The sequence below is a fragment of the Actinoplanes sp. HUAS TT8 genome (assembly GCF_051380535.1).
Classification (GTDB): Bacteria; Actinomycetota; Actinomycetes; order Mycobacteriales; family Micromonosporaceae; genus Actinoplanes.
Genome location: NZ_CP195646.1, coordinates 10,768,904 through 10,783,241, shown reverse-complemented (window position 1 = coordinate 10,783,241; position 14,338 = coordinate 10,768,904). Strand labels below are relative to the sequence as shown.

The window sequence follows — 14,338 nt, the reverse complement described above, 5'->3', positions numbered from 1 at the left end:
TCTAAGGTTCTGCGATGCGCATCCTGCACACCTCCGACTGGCACGTCGGCAAGGTCCTCAAGGGCCGGAACCGCTTCGAGGAGCACACCAAGGTGCTCGCCCAGGTGATCGAGATCGCCCGGGCCGAGAAGCCCGACCTGGTCATCGTCGCGGGTGATCTGTACGACAGCGCAGCCCCCACGGCCGAGTCGACCCGCCTGGTCACCCGGGCGCTCTCCGCGCTGCGCAACACCGGGGCCCGGGTGGTGGCGATCGGCGGCAACCACGACAACGGGAACGCGCTGGATGCGCTGCGCCCGTGGGCCGACGCCGCCGGCATCGAGTTGCGCGGCTCGGTCCGGGACAGCCTCGGAGATCTGCTGATCGAGGGGACGACGGCGAGCGGCGAGCGGTGGAAGCTGGTGGCGTTGCCGTTCCTCTCCCAGCGCTTCGCGGTCCGCGCCGCCGAGATGTATGAGCTCACCGAGGCCGAGGCCAACCAGACCTATGCCGATCTGATGGCCCGGCTGATCGCCAAGCTCAGTTCGTCCTTCGACGAGCCCGGCGTGGTCAACCTGGTCACCGCCCACCTGACCCTGGTCGGGGCCAGCACCGGCGGCGGTGAACGAGAGGCGCACACCATCATGGGATACGCGGTGCCCTCGACCGTCTTCCCGCCCAACGCCCACTACGTCGCCCTCGGTCACCTGCACCGGGCGCAGCGGGTGATCTCCCCCTGCCCGACGCGGTATTCGGGCAGTCCCCTGGCCGTCGACTTCGGCGAGGAGGAGAACGTCAGCTCGGTCGCGATCGTCGAGGTCGGCGTCGACAAGGCGGCCCAGGTGCGCGACGTCCCGGTGACCGAAGCGCTCACTTTGCGAACTGTCAAAGGAACCTTGGAACAGCTCGCGACGGTGAACCTTCCGGATGCCTGGCTGCGTGTCCTGGTGCGCGAGGCACCCCGCCCCGGCCTGCGCGAGGACGTGCAGGAGCTGCTGCCGAACGCCCTGGAGGTCCGCATCGACCCCGACATGCTGCCCGACCGCACGGGGGCCCGCGCCGCGGAGCGCGCCGGCCGTTCCCCGCGCGAGCTCTTCGGCGACTACCTGGACAGTCGCGGCAACGCCGAGGAGGGCGTCCGCGAGCTCTTCGACGAGCTGTACGACGAGGTGAGCAGCAACCAATGAGGCCCATCCGGCTGGACATGTCCGGGTTCACGGTCTTCCGTGACCAGACCACCGTGGATTTCACCGACGCGGACTACTTCGCCCTGGTCGGCCCGACCGGTTCGGGCAAGTCGACGGTGCTGGACGCGATCTGTTTCGCCCTCTACGGCCAGGTCCCGCGCTGGGGTGGCGTCCGCGGCATCGGCAACGCGCTGGCCCCGTCGGCCGTCGAGGCCCGGGTCCGCCTGGTCTTCGAGTCGGCCGGCGACCGGTACGTGGCGACCCGCGTCATCCGGCGCGACGGGCGGGGCAACGTCAAGACGTCCGGCGCCGGGCTGCAGCTGATGCCGCCCGGCTTCGACGTCAGCAAGCTGGACACCGGCATGGACCTGGAGGATCTGGGCGAGGTCCTGGCCGGCGTCCCGGCCGAGATGGACGCCGCCGTGCTGCACGCCGTCGGGCTGCCCTACGAGCAGTTCACCAGCTGTGTGGTGCTGCCGCAGGGCCAGTTCGCCGACTTCCTGCACGCCAAGCCGGCCACCCGGCAGCAGATCCTGATCAACCTGCTCGGCCTGCAGATGTACGAGCAGGTGCAGGTCAAGGCGGCCGAGCGGGGCAAGACGGCCGAGGCCAAGCTGACCGTGGTCGACCAGTCGCTGGCCGCCCTGGAGGACGCGACCGAGGAGGCCGTCGAGGAGGCGGCCGCCCGCCTGGCCCGGATGCGGGAACTGACCGCCGACGTCGAGGCCGCGATGCCCGGCCTGCGGGCGGCGCGGGCGGCCGAGGAGGGCGCCCGGAGCACCCGCGACACCCTGGACTCCGAGTTGGGGTTGCTGTCCTCCGTCCGTACCCCCCAAGGTTTGTCGGAAGCGACCGGAGCGGTCCTGGCCGCCCGCGACGCCGCCGCCAAGGCGGCGGAAGCGGTGCACGAGGCCGAGGAGGCCGAGGAGAAGGTCCGCGGCGAGCTGACCGCGGCCGGCGACCCCGGATCGCTGCGGCTGGCGCTGGACCGGCACACCGAATGGGAACGTCTCACCGAGCAGGAGGCGTGGTTCGCCGGCAAGGTCTCGGTGGCCGAGGTCGAGTGCCGCGACGCCCGGACCTCGGCCGACCTGGCCGAGTCCGAGCACACCGGCGCCCAGCAGCTGCTGGAACAAGCCCGGCAGGACTATCGGGACGCCCAGCAGCGGGATCGCGCCACCGCGCTGCGCGGGCACCTGACCGCCGGGGACAACTGCCCGGTCTGTGAGCAGACCGTCACCGTGGTGCCGGAGGTGCCGCGCGAGTCCGCGGTGCGGCTGGCCGAGGCCGCCGGGGCCGCCGCGCGGGAGGCGGCCGAGCAGGCGACCGCCCGCTGGCAGCAGCGCGACGCGGTCGCCCGCAACCTGGAGAGCGACCTCGAACGCAAGCGCGGGCAGTATGAACACCATCTGACCCGGCTGGCCGAGGTTCGCAAGACCGTCCAGGGCCTGCCCGGGGTCGAGGCGATCAAACAGCAGCTGGCCGAGTTCGGGCGCCTGCAGGGCCAGCTGGAGGACGCCACCGCGGGCGTCCGCTCGGCCCGGGACACGCTGCGCTCCGCGCAGACGTCGGTCCGGGCCGCGGAGGAGCAACAGCGATCCGCCTGGCGGAAATTCGATGCGGTACGGGACGGGCTGGCCCGTTTCGTACCGCCGCCGGCCGACCGGGACGACCTGGCCGCCGCCTGGCACACCCTGGTCGACTGGGCCCGGGGCGAGCACGCCACCCGCTCCGACCGGCGGGCCGAGGCCGAGGCGGCCGTGCGCGCGGCCCAGCAGTCGACCGCCGGGGCGCACTCGGCGATCGTCGCGCTCTTCACCGCGGCCGGGGTGCAGCCGCCGGCCGCGTCCCCGGTCGACGCCGAGTCCACCCTGATCCGGGCCGCCGCGGTCACCGCCGAGCGGGCCGAAGCGGCCTGGCAGCGGACCGTCGAACGTCTCGAACAGGCCCGCGAACAGCAGGAACAACGCATGACGCTGGTCCAGGAGAGCCGGGTCGCCAAGTCGCTGGCCGGTCACCTGCGGGCCAACAACTTCGAGCGCTGGCTGCTCGAGGAGGCGCTCGACATGCTCGTCGACGGCGCGTCCCGGATCCTGCGCGAGCTCACCGGCGGGCAGTACGAGTTGATGCACGACAAGGGCGAGTTCTACGTCATCGACCACCACGACGCCGGGCTGCGGCGGGGCGTGCGCACCCTCTCCGGCGGCGAGACGTTCCAGGCGTCGCTGGCCCTCGCCCTGGCCCTGTCCGAACAGCTGGCCGGGATGAGCACGACCGCCGCCAGCCTGGAGTCGATCGTGCTGGACGAGGGCTTCGGCACCCTGGACGCGGCCACCCTGGACGTGGTCGCGGCCACCCTGGAGAACCTGGCCGCCCGCGGTGACCGGATGGTCGGGCTGGTCACCCACGTGCACGCGCTGGCCGAACGGGTGCCGGTGCGGTTCGAGGTGCACAAGGACGCACGGACGGCGTACGTCGAAAGGGTCGGCCTGTGACACGGATGTTCGTCGACATGTGGGACCCGGCGTACGGGGCCAGCTTCGAGGGCGGGGACGGCGAAGGGCCGGCCTCGCCCAGCAGCGCCCAGGTCGACACCGATGTGGAGGTGCCGGCCGCCGAATGGGCGCCGATCGACGTACCCTCCGGCGCCCGCCCGCCCGACGTGGTGTTCCTGGTCGACGGCGTCCGGCGCAACGACGCGCAGATCTGGACGGCGGAGGACGACGGCACCTCCTTCGCCGGGCTCGCGGCGTCCTTCGCGGCCGGCGTCGTCCGGTGCGACCTGAGGAACGGCGTGGCCGACCTCGTCTCCGCCCGGGTCGGACGCGGGCTGTTCACCGCCAGCCCCTCCGTTTCGGATCTGCAGGCCGGCACGGTCCGGTACGAGATCCACCGGATCAACGGCAGCGGCGAGGCCAGCAAACTCCCGGCCGCCGTGCAGGGGCCGCTGACCGCACTGGAGATCGAGATCTCGAGCGCGGCCCGGGACACCGGGTCGGACGGCGCCGACCTGCTCATCGTGGACGGTCCGCTGCGCAACCGGCGACAACTGCCACGCACCATCGGGTACGTGAAGACGCAGCAGAAGCAGTACCTGCCGGCCGCGCTGACCACCGTGGTGACCACGCTGCGGCCGGCCCAGCGGACCCCCGTCTTCCACCTGGGGACGGTGTGGGGCGGCTGGTCGTGGTACCTGCGGCTGCCCGGGGCGACCGGGGCGCCGTGGTCCGGGATCGTGCGGGTCGAATGCTCGCCCGATCTGACCGTGGAGCAGGCGATCGAACTGGCCGCGCAGTCCCAGGCGACGCTGCCGCGGTTCGCGTCGGCGTCGTACAAGGATCCGCGCGCCCCGCAGAACCTCGTCCCGATCGCCGGGCTGGAGCGGCGGTTGCGCGGCATGCTCGGCGACTCCCGGGTCCTGCACCGCGCCCTGGCCCTGGCCACCTCCCAAACCCGCTGACCCCACCCCGAGCCCACCCGAGCCCACCCGAGCCCGCTCGCGGTCGCTCGCGGTCGCTCGCGGTCGGCCCGGCCGCGGGGCTGGGCATGCCGGACACCGCGGGCAGCCCGGCTGGCGCTCAGGGCTGCTTCGGCCGGGTTTTACAGCCGTGAGCACCAGCCGGAGACCGCAAGCCGCGCCGCGGACAGCAAGCAGGCCGCCAACATCGCGTCGGCCCAGCACACCGCGCGGCACACACCGCCGGCTGGCGCTCACGGCTGATCCCACCGGGTTTTACAGCCGTGAGCACCAGCCGCAGACCGCAAGCCGCGCCGCGGGGGTGAGTGGGGCGGGGGTCGCGTGGGGGCGCGGCGGCGTGCAATGGCCACGGGCAGGGCGGGTCGCGTGGAGGGCCGGGTGGGGAGCGGCGGGTTTGGGTGGGCGGGGCTGTGGCCGTACGTCTCAGGCGGTTGGTTTTGGGTGGGTGGAGCCGGCGGCGGCAAGCGGACCTCGCGCCGGCTTCGGGACGCTGTCTCACTTATCGGGATGCGAGCCCGCATATCGGAACACTTCGACCAACTAAACGAATTTAGTCGGAGTGGCTCCATAACTGGTCCGGACCAGCCGGAAAAGCACCGCCCCCGCGCTCCGGACCAAGATCTGGTAAACAGTCGCTTACAAGATCCAGAGGCGCCCCAGCAGCAAGATCAAGAAATGGGAGCGCTCCCCACCGGGTGTCGCCCGAAAGGGTCCAAGAGATATCCGGGCATCCCCCGAACGGTTCGGCGGCCACGCCTTTCACCACACATTACTCATCCGTGCGCACGCAACGGAATCACGCGTTCACGGAGCGAGATCACGCTCTCTTCGGTCGGGGGAAATTATTCTCAGAGCCATGTCTCGGTCCCGATGTCACTGAGTATCATTCCGCCTTACCTGGCGTCCGAATCGGCGTAGATCAATCCCCCCGTGATCCGCGGCCCGGCACGCCCACACGATCGTCACCACAGCGGAGGACCCTTGAGACCGCGTGTCCCGGAAAATCTCGCGCCGGCTTTGATCCCGGCCGGGCCCCCCAGCCGTATCTCAGGCGACGGGGAAAGGTCCGGGCGGAGGAATCGATGCATGCGGTGGCCGAGAAGCGGCTCACGCCGGAGAGGGTGCGTGTGATGGCGCGACACTCCGGAAGCAGGTGGCAGGCGGTCGACGGAGGGCGCGGTGCGCAGGATGACGGTTCGGTGATTCCCCGCCAGCAGTCGGCTCGGCACGGAGCCCAGCCGGATACCGGTGCCAGCCATGAGGACACTCTGGTCAAGCTGCTCTACGAAGAGCACGCGGGACCGTTGCTGATGTTCGTGCTGCGACTGACCGGCGGTGACCGGCAGCGCGCCGAGGACATCGTGCAGGAGACGCTGCTGCGGGCCTGGCGCAACGCGCACCGGCTCGGCGCGCAGGGTCAGCAGTCGCTGCGCCCGTGGCTGGTCACGGTCGCCCGCCGGATCGCGATCGACGAGCACCGCAGCGCCAACGCGCGCCCCGCGGAGACGTACGATCGGGAGCTGGAGAGCTTCCCGAGCACGGCCGACGACACGGACCGCGTGCTGCAGTCCATGACCGTGTCGGACGCGCTCCGTCAGTTGAGCCATTCGCACCGGGAGATCCTGATCGAGACGTACTTCCGGGGACGGACCGTGCCCGAGGCGGCCGAAACTCTCGGCCTTCCGTTGGGTACCGCGAAGTCGCGGGTGTATTACGCTCTGCGTGCGCTGCGTACCGCTCTGCAGCAGCGGGGGGTGACGGAATGACCCAGGAAGAGCACTACGACGTCGCGTCGTACGCCCTCGGCGTGCTCGACGACCGTGACGCCGGCCGCTTCGAGGACCACCTGATCGACTGCCCGCAGTGCGCCTACGAGCTGGAGTCGTTCGTCCAGGTCGCGGACGTGCTGGCCGACGTCGACGCGGAGGCGTTGCTGGCCGCGGAGAAGTCGGAGAAGGACGCGCTCCTTCTCACCAAGATGATGCACGAGGTGCGCTCCGACCGGAGCCGGGCCAACAGCCGCCGGCTCTACTCGCTGGCCGCCGCCGTGGTCATCTTCGCGATGCTCTCCATCGGCGCGCTCTTCGCCGGCGGCAAGTGGCTCGGCGGCGACTCGGCGACCACCAACCCGGGCACGACCGCCCAGCGCGGCAGCGACCAGCTCGACCCGCTGCCGGACAGCAACGGGGTCGGCATCGGCGGCACCCGCCTGCCGGGTGAGAACTACAGCGGCACCGACACCCGCACCAACGTGAGCGCCGCGGTCGGCCTGGAGAAGAAGGACTGGGGCACCCAGATCTCCTTCGCCGTCTCCAACCTCAAGGGCCCGAAGACCTGCGCGCTGACCCTGGTCCACACGGACGGTACGTCCGAGCGGGTGGCCAGCTGGACGATCGGCGAGAAGGGCTGGGGCACCGCGGCCAACCCGGCACCCCTGCTGCTGCAGGCGGTCACCGGCACCCCGCGGGACGACATCGCCCACGTGCAGGTTCAGGAGCTCTCGGCCGGCGGCACTTCGGAGACGCTGGTAAGCATTCCGTAATCGTACGAACACGAAAAGGGCTCAGCCGATACCGGCTGGGCCCTTTTTCGTCGTCCGGGCCATTCCTTTACGTACGCGACCCGGTGGAGGGTTCAAACAAAAATTCCCCAATTTGATCGAGCCGAATATTCAACCGCTACCGCACAGGTCCCGTACTACTGCGCGGAAAAGGCTAGAGGTTTCGATCAGCTGGAGGAGCCCAGTGGCACCGGACAAGCGCAAGTTGATGGTCGCCAGCGCGGCGCTGGCGGCACTGGTCGCACTACCCGGCTGCGCCCCGGCCAGCTACAACGCGGCCGACTACGGCAACGCCGCCGAGCCCGCCGCGGCCGACGTGGCGGCGACCCCGGGCGCCGAGTCGACCGCGGGTGCGGTCGACCCGAACGTGGCCGACCCCGCGTCCACTGCCGAGCCGGCCCCGGCCGACAGCGGCACCAAGGTCGCCGAGAACCTGGTGACCACCTCGCTCACCGGCACCTCGGTGCCGAAGATGGGCAAGGTCGTGGAGAACCAGAAGGGCTTCGTGCTCTACCGGTTCGACGACGACGGCGACAACCCGAGCAAGTCCAACTGCAACGGTGACTGCGCCAAGATCTGGCCGCCGGCGCTGACCAACGACGCCAAGCCGACCATCAAGGGCGTCGACTCCAAACTGGTCGGCACGGTGACCCGGGCCGACGGCACCAAGCAGCTGACGCTCAAGGGCTGGCCGCTCTACGGCTACGTCGGTGACAAGAAGGCCGGTTCGTGGAAGGGCCAGAACGTCAACGGCAAGTGGTTCGTCATCACTCCGACCGGCACGAAGAACCTCACCTGCCTTCCGAAGATCTCGAAGCCGGTCGCGCCGCCCGCGGACTCCGGCGACTCCAGCGGCGACATTAGCTACTGATGGTGATGGGTGTGAAGATTAAATCCTGGCTGGTCGGCGCCGCGGCGGTGACGCTGGCGTTCCTTCTGACGCCGGCCGCGCCGGCCCTGGCCGCCGACGACCCGGTTCCGGTTCCCCCGAACACGGGGCTCACCGACACGGCCAAGGGCGCGATCAGCCCGGCCGACATCGACTTCGTGATCAAGGTCCGGCTGGCCGGGCTCTGGGAGATCCCGGCCGGCAACATGGCCCAGGAGAAGTCGAACGACCCGAACGTCGTCAAGATCGGCAAGTCGATCGCGGCGCAGCACGTCTCTCTGGACAACCTGGACCGGGCGGCGGCCAAGAAGCTCAACATCGAGCTGCCGAACCAGCCCAACGGTGACCAGCAGGGCTGGCTCAACGAGATGAAGAACGCCTCGGGGGCCCAGTTCGACCAGATCTTCGTCGACCGGCTCCGCGCCGCGCACGGCAAGATCTTCCCGGCCATCGCCAGCATCCGGGCCGGTACGCGCAACGACACGGTCCGCAAGCTGGCCCAGCAGGCCAACCAGTTCGTGATGACACACATGACTCTGCTGGAGAGCAGCGGCGTCGTCGACTACGGCGCGCTGCCGACGGTGGCCGCGCCGGTCAACCCGGCCCAGAAGGGTCCGGTCCCGATCGACAACCAGATGATCCAGGCGGCCAGCAACGGCGGCGGAGTGCCTGGTCTCAGCAACACGGTAGTCCTGCTCGTCCTTGCTGCCGCACTGGTGATCGGCGTGATCACCACCATGCGCATCTTCCGTTCGCGGTAGCCCCGAGAGATATCGCCCCGACGGCGACGAAGAAAGGTGTCACCCATGCGAAGGTCCAAGTACCGGCGCGCTAACGACTCTAAGTGGTTCAGCGGGCGTCGCCGGATCATCGCCGTGGCGGCCACGCTGGCGGCGTTCGGCGGCATCGTGACGGTTACGCAGATCTCCAGCGCGAGCACCAACGACGGTCAGAAGACCGCGCTCGCGGCCTGCGACAACCTGAAGGCCGGTGGTCAGACCAAGCTGTCGACGAACACCCGCCGGACCGACTACACCACCAACAACGGCACGGTCACGCAGCACCCGGACGACGGCGCCGCCAACGTGGCGACCACCGAGCAGGTGCGCGCCCGCTGCCGGGACTGGGTGATGAAGAACGTCGCCAACACCCAGAAGGGTCGCGGCGGCAAGAACAACAACGGCGGGAACAACGGCGGTAACAACGGCGGGGCGGCGAGCAGCGCGCCGTCGGCCGGCGCCAGCAGCGCTCCGGCCGGTAACAACGGTGGGAACAACAACGGCAACAACGGCGGTGGCAACAACAACGGTGGTGGGAACAACGGCGGCGGCGCGACCGCGGCCCCCAGCACCGCCCCGCCCGGCGCCGGCCTCGGCATCCTGACCAACAGCTGCGCGACCAGCAACCTGCCCGCCCACGACGGCTTCCAGAAGGGCGACCGCTGCGTCAGCACCGAGTTCGGTGAGGTCGGTTCGGCCGCGAACAACCCGTCGCTGCTGATCACCCAGGCGCCGCGTCAGGTCAACCGGAACACCGCGTTCACCCTGCAGGTCAGCACCCGGAACCTGATCCGCGACCGCTTCCTCGCGGCCGGCCAGGGCGGCTACTACGTCGAGTCCAGCGTGCTGCAGAACGGCCTGGTCCGCGGCCACTTCCACACCGCCTGCCGGATGCTCACCAGCCTGACCGAGGCTCCGGCCCCGGACCCGGTGCCCGCGTTCTTCGTGGCGACCGAGGACAGCAAGGGCGGCGCCACCCCGGACACGGTCACCATCCAGGTGCCCGGCCTGCCGACCGCCGGCACCGCGCAGTGCGCCTCGTGGGCCGGTGACGGCTCGCACCGTATCCCGATGATGGAGCGCGCCAACCAGACCCCGGCGTTCGACGTGGTCAAGATCCGGGTGCGCTGACCCTGTAAAGCCCGCGGAGCACAGCTGTTCGGCGGGCCCGAACCGGAGAGGGCACATTCCCACGGTGTCCTCGCCGGGACCCCCCTTCGGGCCCGCCGACCGTCCTTCCCCCTGCCGGACGGAACCACAGTTGCCCGGCCTCCACCCGGGGCACCGCTCCGCAACCGGGTGATCGAGCCTTTCTCGGGTGTTCGATCACCGTCCGATGGCCCTGACCCCCAGCACCGGGGACAGGGCCATCGGCTTGTCCGGCAGTACAGTTCAGCGGTGACTTCCGAGGTGACCCGCCGGCTGACGCCCCCCGAGCGGTATCAGTTCGGCCCCTCGGTGCGACCGCTGCTGGTCCCCAAGCACGATCCCTGCGGAACGATCCTCGACGGCGCGTTGTGGCTGGCCATGCGCACCCCGGACGGCGCCGCGACGCTTCGCCTGGACCGTGAGCTGGTCGCCACCGGTTTCGGCCCCGGGGCGCGGTGGGCCGTCGAGCAGGCCGACGCGATCGCCGGTCTCCGCGACGACGTGAGCGACTTCCCCGAGCTGGCCCGGCGTCATCCGGTCGTCGCTCAACTGGCCAAAACCTTTTCCGGCGTACGGATCCCGAACACCGGCCGTGTCTTCCCCCGTCTCCTCCGGGCGATCCTGGAGCAGAAGGTCACCGGCAAGGAGGCGCACCGGTCGTACCGGGCGATCTGCCGGCACTTCGGTGAGCCCGCGCCCGGCCCGGTCGAGTTGATGCTGCCGCCCGACCCGGCCGCGATCGCCGCCAGTGCGTACTGGGTGTTCCACCCGCTCGGCGTCGAGCAGCGCCGCACCCAGGCCCTGCTGCGCGCCGCCGCCGTCGCCGACCGGCTCGAACAGTGCGCCGACGCCGCCGAGGCGACCACCCGGATGACCGCGCTGCCCGGGATCGGGCCGTGGACCGCGGCCGAGGTGGTGCGGATCGCCTTCGGTGACCCGGACGCGGTGAGCGTCGGCGACTACCACATCCCCAACACGGTGGCCTTCGCGCTGGCCGGTGAGCCGCGCGGCACCGACGAGCGGATGCTGCAGCTGCTCGAACCGTTCCGCGGTCACCGCGGCCGGGTCTGCGACCTGCTCGCTCTGGGCGGCCTGATGGCGCCCCGCTACGGCCCGCGGATGCCGGTGCGGTCCTTCGCCCGGTTCTGAGGAGCCCGATTCGGGTAACGGCTCCACATGCGAACCCCCCGCACGATCGCTGTCGTCGCCCATCAGAACAAGACCCTCGGTGGTGGCCTGGACGAGCTGCGCCGGCTGCTCACCGATCACGACATCAAAGACCTGATCTGGTACGAGGTACCGAAGTCCCGCAAAGCACCCAAGCTGGTGCGCAAGGCCCTCCGCGAGAAGCCCGACCTGCTGGTGGTCTGGGGCGGTGACGGCATGGTGCAGCGCACCCTGGACGTGGTCGCCGGTTCGTCCGTCCCGGTCGCGATCATGCCGGCCGGCACCGGGAACCTGTTCGCCACCAACCTGGGTATCCCGGCCGACCTCCCGAAGGCCGTCGAGATCGCCTTCGAGGGCGAGCACCGCCGCCTCGACCTGGGCAAACTGAACGGCGAGCACTTCGCCGTGATGGCCGGGGTCGGCTTCGACGGCGCGATGATCAAGGACGCCGACGGTGACCTGAAGGATCGGCTGGGCAAACTCGCGTACGTCTGGACCGGCATTCGCCACGTCGGCGGCGACGCGCCCCGCACGAAGATCAAGGTGGACGGCACGACCTGGTTCGACGACGCGGCCAGCTGCGTGCTGATCGGCAACGTCGGCACCATCACCGGCGGCATCCACGCCTTCGACGACGCGTCGCCGGACGACGGCTGGCTCGACGTCGGCGTGGCCACCGCCCAGGGCGCCATGCAGTGGGCCCGGGCGCTCGGCACGATGGCGGTGAAACGGTCCGACAGCTCGCCGTTCGTGCGGACCACGAGGGCCCGGAAGATCGAGGTCACGCTGGAGTCGAAGCTGGAGTACGAGCTCGACGGCGGCGCCCGCACCCGGACCAAGCACTTCCGGGCCAAGGTCGTGCCGTCGGCGGTGCGCGTCTGCGTGCCCGCTCGGTCCGACGATTCCAGTGACCGATAAGCGACAGCGAGGTTCATCGCCGTCCGCCACGTTTTTGCCGGTATTTGCCCATGAATCCACTGGATTGTGGCGGGCGGCTGACCCCAGACTGGCGTTTCACATCCGCCTCTCGAAGGGGTCCACCATGACGAGGATCATCGGCAGCCTGCTGGCCGCCGGCACCGTGCCGTTCCTGGCCTACCGCGTCGGTCGCGCCCAAGCGGCCTGGCAGGACGCGCACAACGCGAAGCGGTCGCTGCGCCGGGACCGCCGGACGGCCTGGGGTCACACCGCCCGATTAGCCGCCGGCGCGCTGCTCCTGCTGATCGGCCTGACGGCCGCCGCGTTCGACCTGGCTCGCTGATCACTTCCGGTCGCTTGACTCCAGGCTCCGGCCGATTCGCGCGTACGGCGTGGTAAATGCGTCGCGTGACGCCCACGCCCGCCGTTAGCGTCGCGCGGTGCACTACGAGCGCTTCGACACTCCTCTCGGAGCGTTGCAGCGTGGGCTCGGGCGCGGGTTCGTGCAGGCCCGATCGCGGCACGCCACCGAGGACGTACTGGCCTGCCTGACCCGGGACCACCGCTGGTTCCGGTCGATCGACAGCCGCGCGATCTACCTGGCCAAGCTGGTCCGTGGACTGGAGATGCCGATCGGCCCGCTCGTGGACGTGCTCCTCGACGGCGGCGACGCCTTCGACAACATCCTCGACGTGCTGGTCGTGCTCGGCCGCGACGACGACCCGGCCGCGGTCGACGGCCTGCGGCGGTATGTGCGGGACGGGCCCGCGTACACGGACGTCCTGGAGACGATCGCCCGTGAGTGGTCCCGCCCGCACTGGGACGACCTGAGGCCGATCGCCCGGAACCGGCTCGACGCCGAACCCACCAGCCTCTTCCCCGGGCCGCCGTGGACCGTGTGGGCCGAGACCGATCCGACGATCGCCGCCCGGATCCGGCCTCGCCCCGGCCCGGGCCGGCGCCCGCCGCTCGACCGCACGACCGAAGACCTGCTGGCGTCGCTGCCGGGCGGCGACACGTCATCCCAGCGGCGGGCCCTGCGCGAGCTCAACCGGCGCGGCGCTCACCCGGAACTCCTGGAGATCGCCGAACACCTGCGCCACGACGAACTGGCCGTACCCGTCATCGACGCCTTCCTGCGGCTCGGGGCGGCGGCCCTCCCCACCGCCCGGGCCTGGGCGGCCACCGAGAACGGGCCCATGCGATGGCAGTCCTGGCTGATCCTGGCCGAGATCGGCGACGAGACCGACCTGCCCGCGCTCACCGCCGCATGGGACTGGCTGGACGCCCGCCGCGGCGACCGCTGCGGCTACTACCGGCTGGCCGCCGGCGCCGCCCGCCTCGGCGGACACGACCTGCTCCCCCGGATCCGTCGCGCCTGGTACAGCCCGCACAGCTACGAGCGGGCCGCCTGCCTGCGCGCCATCCACACCCTGGACCCCTCGGCGGCCACAAAATTCCTCGTCGAAGGCCTATGGGACGCCGAGACGGACGTCCGCACATTCGCCGCGGAACACGTGGATCTCGACGAACGAACCCGATCCGCCCTCCGATGGCTCCACGATGATCCCCTGGAAACCCCGGAAGTCCGGGCCGCCGCGGGCACCCGCCTCTGACACCGCACGACAGGAGCACCGATGGCGGTCAGGCACGTCACCACCGCAGCCCCCACCCCATCCGACTCGACTGCCACCGGCGTTCCAGCCCTCGTTGGCTCGGCACCAGCCGATTCGGCCTCCACCAGCCCGGCCTCCACCAGCTCTGTCTTCCCCGCCGCCGCGCTCTCCGGCCGCGGCGAGATCAGCGGCCGCCCGGTCCGCTGCGAAGCCCCGGCCTGGGCTGTCCAGTGGCACACCGGCTACCCACCCCGCGCCGCCGACCGCCACGACGTCCCCCTCCTCTGCAAACGCTTCGGCCTCCCGCTCCCCACCCCCTTCACCTGACGGACCCCGCACCCTCGAGGCCGGACTCGCAGCCCCACGCCACTCCAGCCCCACCCGCGCCGCCCAGTCCTCCAGCTGGCGCTGAGGGCTGCTTCGAGCCCCGCGAGACAACCCTCAGCACCAGCCGAGCGGCTCAAGCTGGCGCTGACGGCTGCCCCGCAAGGGCCGAAGCAACCCTCAACGCCAGCCGAGCGGCAGGAGCTGGTGCTGAGGGCTGCTTCGTGGGGTTGAGGCAGCCCTCAGTGCCAGCTGGTGACCGTGCGGAGCGGGTGGGGCTGGAGTGGGGGCG

The 14,338-nt window shown here is 70.8% G+C and carries 12 protein-coding genes; all 12 read left to right on the top strand.

Features of this window, described 5'->3' with window-relative positions; translation table 11 throughout:
• Positions 1-14: 14 nt before the first annotated feature.
• The 12 genes from ACSHV8_RS48245 (at position 15) to ACSHV8_RS48190 (ending at position 13,722) form a co-directional block, all read left to right on the top strand.
• Complete coding sequence (locus tag ACSHV8_RS48245) at positions 15-1,166, top strand: exonuclease SbcCD subunit D (RefSeq protein WP_436527204.1); 1,152 nt, start codon at positions 15-17, stop codon at positions 1,164-1,166.
• Positions 1,163-3,661: an AAA family ATPase gene (locus ACSHV8_RS48240; RefSeq protein ID WP_436527203.1), complete on the top strand. Its 2,499-nt coding sequence runs from the start codon at positions 1,163-1,165 to the stop codon at positions 3,659-3,661. The genes ACSHV8_RS48245 and ACSHV8_RS48240 overlap by 4 nt, the downstream gene beginning before the upstream one ends.
• Positions 3,658-4,626: a hypothetical protein gene (locus tag ACSHV8_RS48235; RefSeq protein ID WP_436527202.1), complete on the top strand. Its 969-nt coding sequence runs from the start codon at positions 3,658-3,660 to the stop codon at positions 4,624-4,626. The genes ACSHV8_RS48240 and ACSHV8_RS48235 overlap by 4 nt, the downstream gene beginning before the upstream one ends.
• Before the next feature lie 1,100 nt (positions 4,627-5,726).
• Positions 5,727-6,410 (top strand): sigma-70 family RNA polymerase sigma factor, encoded by a 684-nt coding sequence (locus ACSHV8_RS48230; RefSeq protein WP_436527201.1) that lies wholly within the window; start codon positions 5,727-5,729, stop codon positions 6,408-6,410.
• Positions 6,407-7,186 (top strand): hypothetical protein, encoded by a 780-nt coding sequence (locus ACSHV8_RS48225; protein ID WP_436527200.1) that lies wholly within the window; start codon positions 6,407-6,409, stop codon positions 7,184-7,186. Before ACSHV8_RS48230 ends, ACSHV8_RS48225 begins: the two co-directional genes overlap by 4 nt.
• Positions 7,187-7,388: 202 nt before the next feature.
• The gene (locus ACSHV8_RS48220; RefSeq protein WP_436527199.1) at positions 7,389-8,075 is read left to right on the top strand and encodes a hypothetical protein; all 687 of its coding nucleotides are present in this window, start codon (positions 7,389-7,391) and stop codon (positions 8,073-8,075) included.
• Between the two features lie 17 nt (positions 8,076-8,092).
• Positions 8,093-8,854 (top strand): DUF4142 domain-containing protein, encoded by a 762-nt coding sequence (locus ACSHV8_RS48215; RefSeq protein ID WP_436537312.1) that lies wholly within the window; start codon positions 8,093-8,095, stop codon positions 8,852-8,854.
• Between the two features lie 45 nt (positions 8,855-8,899).
• Positions 8,900-10,003 carry a Pecanex-like protein 1 gene (locus ACSHV8_RS48210; RefSeq protein WP_436527198.1) on the top strand — a complete coding sequence of 368 codons (1,104 nt, stop codon included), beginning with the start codon at positions 8,900-8,902 and terminating at the stop codon, positions 10,001-10,003.
• Positions 10,004-10,270: 267 nt separating this feature from the next.
• Positions 10,271-11,170 (top strand): DNA-3-methyladenine glycosylase family protein, encoded by a 900-nt coding sequence (locus ACSHV8_RS48205; RefSeq protein WP_436527197.1) that lies wholly within the window; start codon positions 10,271-10,273, stop codon positions 11,168-11,170.
• A gap of 27 nt (positions 11,171-11,197) precedes the next feature.
• Positions 11,198-12,106, top strand: coding sequence for a diacylglycerol/lipid kinase family protein (locus tag ACSHV8_RS48200; RefSeq protein ID WP_436527196.1), 909 nt, complete (start codon positions 11,198-11,200; stop codon positions 12,104-12,106).
• Between the two features lie 124 nt (positions 12,107-12,230).
• Positions 12,231-12,449: a hypothetical protein gene (locus ACSHV8_RS48195; protein ID WP_436527195.1), complete on the top strand. Its 219-nt coding sequence runs from the start codon at positions 12,231-12,233 to the stop codon at positions 12,447-12,449.
• A 97-nt stretch (positions 12,450-12,546) separates the two neighbouring features.
• The gene (locus tag ACSHV8_RS48190) at positions 12,547-13,722 is read left to right on the top strand and encodes a HEAT repeat domain-containing protein (RefSeq protein WP_436527194.1); all 1,176 of its coding nucleotides are present in this window, start codon (positions 12,547-12,549) and stop codon (positions 13,720-13,722) included.
• Positions 13,723-14,338: the final 616 nt, after the last annotated feature.

Bases quoted from the DNA above. Each gene is read 5' to 3' on its own strand.
- ACSHV8_RS48245 (WP_436527204.1), top strand. From the start codon at position 15: ATGCGCATCCTGCACACCTCCGACTGGCACGTCGGCAAGGTCCTCAAG.
- ACSHV8_RS48240 (WP_436527203.1), top strand. From the start codon at position 1,163: ATGAGGCCCATCCGGCTGGACATGTCCGGGTTCACGGTCTTCCGTGAC.
- ACSHV8_RS48230 (WP_436527201.1), top strand. From the start codon at position 5,727: ATGCATGCGGTGGCCGAGAAGCGGCTCACGCCGGAGAGGGTGCGTGTG.
- ACSHV8_RS48225 (WP_436527200.1), top strand. From the start codon at position 6,407: ATGACCCAGGAAGAGCACTACGACGTCGCGTCGTACGCCCTCGGCGTG.
- ACSHV8_RS48210 (WP_436527198.1), top strand. From the start codon at position 8,900: ATGCGAAGGTCCAAGTACCGGCGCGCTAACGACTCTAAGTGGTTCAGC.
- ACSHV8_RS48200 (WP_436527196.1), top strand. From the start codon at position 11,198: ATGCGAACCCCCCGCACGATCGCTGTCGTCGCCCATCAGAACAAGACC.
- ACSHV8_RS48195 (WP_436527195.1), top strand. From the start codon at position 12,231: ATGACGAGGATCATCGGCAGCCTGCTGGCCGCCGGCACCGTGCCGTTC.